The following is a 4,463-nucleotide window of genomic DNA, read 5'->3' as shown; positions in this document are numbered from 1 at the left end:
GACCTCTTTCGCTACGCCTATTGGTTATGCAAAGACAAAAGCATTGCCGAAGACTTAGTGCAAGAAACTTGCCTCCGCGCATGGAAATCACTCGATAGCCTACAAGATGAAAAAGCCGCGAAGTCTTGGCTGATTACTATCTTGCGCCGCGAGAATGCTCGACGTTTTGAACGCAAACAGTTTGATCTGGTCGATATCGACGATCATGGTAATGATGCTAGTGTCAGTGATGACCCGCACCATCAACACCAATGGTTGCAAGTCCAGATCATGAAACTTGAAATTGATTACCGTGAACCTCTCTTCTTACAAGTGATTGGTGGTTTTAGTGGTGACGAGATCGCGGATATTCTGGATCTCAACAAAAACACGGTGATGACACGTTTATTCAGAGCTCGAAACCAATTGAAAGATATGCTGGATACAGAAGAAGCAGAGAGGGGGCAACATAATGGATGATTTAGAATTTCGTCGTCGTGTATTGTCGGAACCTAAACAGCGTACACAAGATATTGTTGATGCAGCCGCGAGCAGTGAAGCTAACAGTCACTTTTTAGATGACGTACTATCGCTTGATAAACAGATCCACTCTGCAATGAATGTAGACGTGCCAGATGATCTTGCCGATCGCATTCTGTTCAATCAAACCTCAAGCGAAGAGAGCAAAGTCGTAAGGCCCACGTTTGCGAGACGTGCAATGGCAATGGCGGCCTCTGTAGCGTTTGTTGCTGGTCTATTAGTTGGCCAAGTAAACTGGGGAAATGCATTAGTGTCTCCAGCGCAAGCGAGCTTGGTTGATGCGGCGATGAAACATGTTATCGATGAAAAGAGCTTTGTCAGCACTATTGATGAACAAGTTACATCACAGCAAATCAATGCAAAAATGAACCCATTTGCTTTTCAGTTTGATGAAACTTTCCCATACCACGTCTATTACCTAAACCATTGTGGTTTTGGGAAGTCTACCGCAGTGCACATGGTATTCCAGGGTGAAAAAGGCAAAGTTACGCTATTTCTGACTAGCATCCCGTCTGACAAACCGGTCGACTTTGATGAAAAAGGAATGTCAGGTTCGGTGACACCAATTGATAACAGCAGTTTGATACTCGTCGGTGAAAATGGCGAGGATGTGTCTAAAATCTCAGAAAAGCTGACGAAAATGATCAAACCGATGAGCTAGTCAGCTCTCAAAGCCCCTCAATTAAAGGCCCAGCAATTATACTCTTGATATTGCTGGGCTTTATTTATAAATAAAACACCAATCCATTCACAAAACAAATAACCCTAGAGTTAAAACTCTAAAAAACGGCATTTAGCGCCATTTTCGTGCCAGATAGGCGTCATTTCCATAATTTTCCACTCAAATTTTCCAATGGTCGGATTTGTATATCGTATACTTGCGAATAGGATCAGCCACCATTGAGCAATTGCTCAAATTAATCGCCCTGTAGAGGCGGATATATAAAGGAATAAATGAATGACTACCAACAACACGCGTCTGTTTAAAAAGTCTCTTTTAGCAGTAACAATTACACTGGCGTCTTCGCAAGCGATGGCAGCAGGTTTCCAACTCAACTCACAATCAGCAACTGGTCTTGGCCGTGCTTTCGCTGGTGATGCAGTAATCGCAGATAACGCATCAGTGATGGCTCGTAACTCAGCAGCAATGGCTTTGTTCGATTCATCTCAATTTTCTGCTGGTATAAACTATATCAAGACAGATATCGATGTGAAAAATGTAAAAGCAGGCGGTTCAGTGCCTGTCGATAGCGCGAACAATAGCAGTGGTACTCCAGTTCCAAATATCTACTATATCCACAGACTAAACGACCAGTGGGCTTTTGGTGCTGGTATTTACTCAAACTTTGGCACAACTAATAACTTTGATAGTAGCTTTGGATCAAGCAGCATTTTAGGCGGTGCACACACTGGTGTATCTGCATATGGCGGAACTACTGAAATCAAGAGTATCAACTACGCACTATCAGCTTCCTACCGTTTCAGTGAACAGTTCTCTGTTGGTGCTGGTATCGATATTGTTCAAGGTAGTGGTAAGCTTGAACGTAATTTAACACAAACGAATCCTTCAACAGGTAAAACTAGCACATCGAATCTAGCATCAATCGACGCGGATGGTGTTGGAGTTGGTTGGAACATTGGTGCAGTATATGAACTTGACTCAGCAAACCGCTTTGGCTTTTCTTACCATTACAGCCCAGAAATCGAAGCTGATGGGGATATGACCCTCACTGATCCAACTACAGGTAGAGCACTTCCGCTAGATACCCTATATTTGTCGCTTCCAAGTATGGCCGAGTTTTCTGGTTACCACGAGATCCAAGATACACAATTTGCGGTGCACTACTCTGTGCAATGGATTGGTTGGAGCGTATTTGATACTCTAGACGCTGATTCTGTTGCGGGTAAACAGCAAATAGGTAACTACCAGTGGCAAGACGGTTGGCATTACGCAATCGGTGGTACTTACTTCCTAAACGACGCTTGGACTCTGCGCGCGGGTTACATGTACGACACTGCGGCTCAAGATAAAGTAACTTCAATTTCTGTTCCTGATTCTGACCGTCAGTGGTTCTCTGCAGGTTTCACTTACGCATTCCAACAGCAGCATACTGTTGACTTCGGCTTTACTTATCTACTAGGTGAAGATGTTGATGTGACTGAAGGTAATGGTGCACTAACAGCAACTACTCACGCAGATGCGATTCTAGCGGGTATTCAATACAGCTACAGCTTCTAATATAAGCTGAGTTATAAATCTCAAAGGGTCGCTTTATGCGACCCTTTTTTATTATCTAAGCCACTGACCAACATCGATTTAAGCTTACAGCTGTAGCCTACACAGGTCATATCTAGCTACAAGTGTACGCTCAAATCCGATAACACACTCGAAACATTCAGACTATTAAGCTAATAATCAGTCATATTTTATCATTTAATCGCTAAAACACTGTTTTACTCGAATTTCATTTTTAAAGTAATAACTCTAAAAGTAGAATCATGACACTAAATACTTATAATTCAGCGAACATAATAATGAAAATGAATAAGACTCTTCTATCTACTGCAGTGGCAGTTGGACTACTTTCAACTTCTACGGTGACTCAAGCAGCGGGCTTTCAACTAGCAGAATACTCAGCAACAGGCCTGGGCCGAGCTTACGCTGGTGAAGCAGCAATGGCTGACGGTGCAGACGCACAATGGCGTAACCCTGCTATGCTAACTTACCTAGAAGGCACTCAAGTTTCAGTTGGTGCTATCTATGTAGATCCAAACATTGACATTGACGGCACCTCTACAACACCTCGTGGTACAACGAGCTCAAACTCTAGTGACTTCGCCCACAGTGCAGTAATTCCAAACTTTTATGTTTCTCATAAGTACAACGACAAATTCGCGTTAGGTTTTGCGGCTGGCACGAACTACGGCATGGAAACTGACCTAGGTACAGACTTCGGTGGCGCAAACCACGGCAACGAAGCAAGCGTTAAAACCATGGAGCTAAACCTTAACGCCGCTTACCAAGTACTTGAAAGCGTATCTATTGGTGGTGGTATTCGTTACATCATGGCTGAAGGTAGCTTTGGTGCGGTATCTACTGCGAACTCTTTAGCTCCACTGCAACCAGGTACTGCTCTGAAATATATGGAAGGTGATGATACTGCGTGGGGTTGGCAAGTAGGTACAGCTTGGCAAATCAACGAAAATAACCGCCTTGGTTTTACCTACAAATCAGAAGTAGATCTAACCCTTGAAGGCCACGCAAATGGCGCTGCTTTCGATAAGGCTGCAGCTGAAAGCGCTGGATTAGGTGCTATAAAACCAAAATATAGTGGCTCGATGGAACTAGCTTTACCAGCTACAGCAGAACTGGCAAGTTTCCACCAACTTACCAACAAAGTAGCGGTTCACGCGAGCGTTAACTGGACAAATTGGAGCAGCTTCAAAGAGCTTGTGGCAGATATTCCTGAGTTTGGCTCAAAACGTACTCAGGATATCAAAGAAGAAAACTGGAAAGACAACTACCGCTTTGCTATCGGTACAACTTACCAAATGACACCTAAGCTTGCCCTACGTTCTGGTATCGCATACGACACTTCAGCGGTAAGCGAAGAACACCGCACAGCAACGATTCCAGAAACAGACCGTACTTGGCTAAGTATTGGTGCTGGCTACCAGTGGTCTGAGCAACTAACTTTAGATGCTGGCTTCACTTACATCCTAGCGAAAGACGCAAAAATGGTTGAAGATGACGCAGCTTCTGCACCATTTGGTGGTAACTTCGAAGGTGAAGTGACTGGTAGCATCTGGCTAGTTGGTGTACAAGCTAACTACCGCTTCTAATCTACTGATCTAAAAGTAGAAAGCATTAAAAAGGCTCGATGTTGTTTTCAACATCGAGCCTTTCTTTTATCGGTTTCCTAAATCGAGTTTCTAGTAGTCTT

The 4,463-nt window shown here is 43.6% G+C and carries 4 protein-coding genes; all 4 read left to right on the top strand.

Annotated elements, in window-relative coordinates:
- The coding region (locus BCT81_RS16735; protein ID WP_102425177.1) for a sigma-70 family RNA polymerase sigma factor at window positions 1-459 on the top strand (459 nt) is incomplete at its 5' end.
- Window positions 452-1,180 (top strand): DUF3379 domain-containing protein, encoded by a 729-nt coding sequence (locus BCT81_RS16730; RefSeq protein ID WP_102425176.1) that lies wholly within the window; start codon window positions 452-454, stop codon window positions 1,178-1,180. The genes BCT81_RS16735 and BCT81_RS16730, both read left to right, overlap by 8 nt.
- Before the next feature lie 297 nt (window positions 1,181-1,477).
- Window positions 1,478-2,758 (top strand): OmpP1/FadL family transporter, encoded by a 1,281-nt coding sequence (locus BCT81_RS16725; RefSeq protein WP_102425175.1) that lies wholly within the window; start codon window positions 1,478-1,480, stop codon window positions 2,756-2,758.
- A 296-nt stretch (window positions 2,759-3,054) separates the two neighbouring features.
- The gene (locus BCT81_RS16720) at window positions 3,055-4,362 is read left to right on the top strand and encodes an outer membrane protein transport protein (RefSeq protein ID WP_102425174.1); all 1,308 of its coding nucleotides are present in this window, start codon (window positions 3,055-3,057) and stop codon (window positions 4,360-4,362) included.
- Window positions 4,363-4,463: the final 101 nt, after the last annotated feature.

The sequence above is a fragment of the Vibrio sp. 10N.261.52.A1 genome, from assembly GCF_002876325.1.
GTDB classification, from domain to species: Bacteria; Pseudomonadota; Gammaproteobacteria; order Enterobacterales; family Vibrionaceae; genus Vibrio; species Vibrio chagasii.
Note: the sequence above shows the minus strand (reverse complement) of the source record. Positions and strands in the feature narration are given on the sequence as shown.